The 3,039-nt window shown below is 62.5% G+C and carries 4 protein-coding genes and 1 pseudogene; 1 reads left to right on the forward strand and 4 read right to left on the reverse strand.

Annotated features, from left to right (window positions below; genetic code table 11):
* The 3 genes from tnpC to tnpA form a co-directional block, all read right to left on the reverse strand.
* Positions 1-1,542 (reverse strand): IS66 family transposase (tnpC, locus tag ACILSL_RS27465; protein WP_395735263.1); only part of this gene is annotated, 1,542 nt, incomplete at its 3' end.
* A 76-nt stretch (positions 1,543-1,618) separates the two neighbouring features.
* A complete protein-coding gene (gene tnpB, locus ACILSL_RS27470) occupies positions 1,619-1,972 on the reverse strand; it encodes an IS66 family insertion sequence element accessory protein TnpB (protein ID WP_395735264.1) in 354 nt (117 codons plus the stop codon).
* An 8-nt stretch (positions 1,973-1,980) separates the two neighbouring features.
* Positions 1,981-2,352, reverse strand: a complete 372-nt coding sequence (tnpA, locus tag ACILSL_RS27475) for an IS66 family insertion sequence element accessory protein TnpA (protein WP_395735265.1) — start codon at positions 2,350-2,352, stop codon at positions 1,981-1,983.
* 73 nt (positions 2,353-2,425) lie between these two features.
* Between tnpA and ACILSL_RS27480 the strand changes: the two are divergent.
* Positions 2,426-2,533, forward strand: a pseudogene (locus ACILSL_RS27480) (transcription initiation protein); the annotation flags it as partial.
* A gap of 87 nt (positions 2,534-2,620) precedes the next feature.
* On the opposite strand, the gene ACILSL_RS27485 reads toward ACILSL_RS27480, so the two are convergent.
* Entirely contained in the window at positions 2,621-2,917 is a 297-nt protein-coding gene (locus ACILSL_RS27485) for a VF530 family DNA-binding protein (RefSeq protein WP_395735266.1), read from the reverse strand.
* Positions 2,918-3,039: the final 122 nt, after the last annotated feature.

Below are 3,039 nucleotides of genomic sequence, written 5' to 3' on the forward strand. Positions count from 1 at the left end.
GCGCTCAGAACGGGTGGAGCTGTTGCCAGCCCAGGCTTCGGGAGTGACATCCTTGATCTGATGGTTTGTCAGTGTGGGCAGGCTGGTGAGGACTTCGCGCAGGTAGGTCTGCGGGTCGATGCCTCGGCTGCGGCAGGCTTCGATGAGGGTGAAGAAGATGGCGCTGCGCTCGCCGGCTTCGGCTTCGCCGATAAACAGCCAGTTCTTCTTGCCCACGGCGGTGGGACGGATGGCGTTCTCCACTGGGTTGTTGTCGATCTGGATGCGGCCGTCTTCGAGATAGACCAGCAGCATGGGCCAGAGGGTGAGGGTGTAGTCGATGGCTTTGCCCATGGCGCTCTGCGGGAGGTGCTGGCGGCTGAGTTTGAGTCGCGTGAGCGCACGATGGATTCGCTTGATGATCATGCGGCTCTGGCTTGATCGCACGGCCTGGCGCTGGCGTGGTCCGGCTTGTGTCTGGCGCAGGTGCTTCTCGATGCGGTAGAGATGCTGGATTTGCAGCAGCAACCAACCGGCGTGTTGGGGTGCGCTCTCTGCGGCCTCAATGAACTTGCGCCGGGCGTGTGCCCAGCACGCGGCCAGGGTGATGCGTCCTTCACTTCGGTTGGCGAAGGATGGATAGGCGCTGTAGCCGTCGCACTGCACGGTGCCTTGGAAGTCAGCGGGGATGATGTTATCGAGACACTTTGCGCCACGGCTGGTCTGCCAGACGAAGGAGACGTCGGCTCCAGGGCGCTTGCAGGCCCAGAAGTAACCTTGTTTGGTGCGTCCGTTGCCGGGACTTAAGTACTCGATCGGCGTCTCATCGACCTGCACATATCCTCCGGCCATGACGCCGGTGTGGATGTGCTCGTAGATGGGCCGCAGCCAGTCAGCAGCAAGCCCGAGCCACCGTGCGCTGCTTTGCCGTGGAATGGCGATATCGTGGCGCGTGGCGTAGATCTGCTCCTGCCGGTAGAGCGGCAGATGATCGCAGTACTTCGCCACGATGATTTGCGCGAGCAACCCTGGTGCGGCGATGCTGCGCTCCTGCAGCGTGTTGAGCGGAGCGATGATGGGAGCCTTGTGCGGCTCGTCACGCTTCACATACTTTTTGCGGATGATGCGACGGCGGAAGAACTTCGCGGGCTGGTAGTCGAGCTGTACGGTGATCTCCTCACCGATGTGCCGCCAGGCTTCGGGGGCGGCGGCGACTTCCTCCGGTTCGATCACTTCATCGACGGCAGGCAGATGCTCGGGCACCCGTGCTTCGCGCCATCTGCGCGGCTTGAGCGGCTTGTTGTCCTTGCCCCGCCTTTCGATCTCAGCCTCCAGGACGCAAGGGTCTGCGCTGGAGGCTGCGGCTTTTTTTGCGCCTTCGTCACCTTGCAGCAGGAGCATGAGCTGCGCCTCGTCGAGCTGCTCGCTCTTCGCGCCAAAGATGCGCCGCACCAGCAGATCGATCTTCTCCTTCAACAGCTTGATCTCGATCTGCTGAGCTTTGTCCCGCGCACGCAGCACCTCGTTCTCTTCGATGAGTCGGGCTTCCAGCGGTGTCGGCATGGTCTCATTCAAAAGCAGCGCCCATGCCAGATGCCGCCACGAGCAGGATCATGCCAAAAAGACTTTTCCGTCCCGTTCAGCCACGCTCATACCACGGCCGCAGGGTCGCCTCATGCATGTCGATGCCGTCGGTGAGCATGGCAAAAGCCTCGGGAGCAAGACTGATGCGCGTGGCTTGCGGCTCCACGCTGCGCGGCCACGAGAAGGTGCCTTTCTCCAAACGCTTCGTCATCAACCACAACCCCGTCTTGTCCCAGTAGATGATCTTCAAGCGCGTGCGCTTCTTGTTGGTGAACGCGAACAACGCGCCGCTGCGCACGTCGGCTTTGAGCCTCTCGCTCACCGCCGCATACAGTCCCTCGAACCCCTTGCGCATGTCGATGGGATCAAGCGCCACGAACACTTTCAAACTGCCGGTGAAGCTCAGCATGGCGAAGATCAGGCGAGGGCTTTGAGCAGAGCCGCCAGCAGCGGAACCTGTCCGGCGTGCCGCAAGCTTGCCTCTGCGCCTCCCGGCAGAGTGATGCGCACCGCAGCTTGCGGCGACTGGCAGGATGCTTCCTGCGGATTCATGCAGACCTCCACCAACCGAGGCTTGGGCTCTGTGCGCTTCTTTCCACGCCGGGCAGTCTGCCCATGCTCACGCAGCCAGTTCCAGAACGTGTTGTATCGCACTCCAGCCAGTTGCGCGAACCTGCGAGCCGACAAACCGCTGCGCCCAAACTCCGCGACAAGCATGGCTCGTCTTTCACGAGGAGTGCGAACCCGCCCCCGTTCATCCCGCTTCAACACCAACGAAGTCTTATCCATAAACGTGGGATGCTGTCACATCCCACACTTCACATTCCACATCTAATCCACGTCACCACGCGTGACGCTTACGCTGGAACTGCCGTCGCGCGAAGAAGCCGTGAGGTGGGCCGCCCGCCTCGCCAAGGCCTGCCGCTGTGACCAGGAGCTGCGCGTCTTCGGATATGACCCCCGGTCCTGAGCCGGTGGCCCTTACCCGCCATGGTGATGACGGCGGGCTGGAGGCATTGCGTCCGGCAGCGGAAGCAAGAGGCAACCGCTTTTCCCTTCACGGCTCGGAACGTTCTTCGCGGTCGCTTTGATCCGGTGATGCAGGCTCGGCGGCGGGCGGCTCGGCGGCCTCGAAGTCGGGGATGGTGCTGATGTAAAGCTCCTCGACCTTGGCGCGGGCCCAAGGGGTCTTGCGCAGGAATTTGAGGCTGGACTGGATGCTGGGCTGCCAGTTGAAGCAGTTGATCTTGATCATGCGCCCGAGCATCTCCCAGCCGTAATGCGCCTGAAGACGGGTGACCATCATCTCAAGGGTGATTCCGTGGAGGGGGTTCTTGGGGCCGGCGGCGTGCATGGGGGAAAGGGGCGGGGAGTGCTATCACCAGATGCGGCGTGCGGCAAATCGCGCGGCTCATGCCCCGCGCCGGGCGACAAAGATGGTGTGCGTGCTGCGCCTCGCGCGCTCATGCGGCTTCG

The organism is Prosthecobacter sp. (genome assembly GCF_044222345.1).
Lineage (GTDB): Bacteria > Verrucomicrobiota > Verrucomicrobiia > Verrucomicrobiales > Verrucomicrobiaceae > Prosthecobacter.